The organism is Vibrio sp. 2134-1 (assembly GCF_033339495.1).
Genome location: NZ_JAWOUS010000765.1, coordinates 1 through 567 on the forward strand (window position 1 = coordinate 1; position 567 = coordinate 567).

1 protein-coding gene is annotated in these 567 nt (G+C 43.0%); it reads left to right on the plus strand.

Translation table 11 applies throughout. From position 1 onward, the window contains the following. On the plus strand, positions 1–567 hold a 567-nt coding region (locus R7R78_RS28420; protein ID WP_225474889.1), incomplete at both ends, for a formate/nitrite transporter family protein.

Sequence of the window (567 nt, forward strand, 5' to 3'; positions counted from 1 at the left end):
GATTTGGCTGACATTTAGTTCTGCAAATGCAATGACAAAAGCAGCAATGACAATTTTGCCTGTGGCAATGTTTGTCAGCAGCGGTTTTGAGCACTGTGTTGCGAACATGTTTATGGTTCCACTTGGTATTGTTATCGCGAATTTTGCACCTGAATCTTTTTGGGCATCTGTCGGTGTGCCCGCGTCACAATACACAGACCTAAACATTAGCCACTTTATTACCGCTAACTTAATTCCTGTCACGCTTGGCAACATCGTCGGCGGAGCGGTATTAGTTGGCCTTTCAAACTGGTGTATTTTTCGCCGACCAGAACTAAAAGCAGCGAATATTTATTCTATCACTACAACTACAACCCTGTCTTCAGTTAAGGATTTCACCATGAAAAATGCTTCTTTTGTTAAAGACATTATGAACCAAAAACCAGTCACCATTCGTGCAGAAACGCCAATTGCAGCCGCGCTGGATGTGTTACTTGATAATCACGTAACGAGCGCACCTGTTGTAGACGTACAAAATCGATTAGTTGGCTTCTTCTCTGCTCACGATGTGATGGTAGAACTATGGTG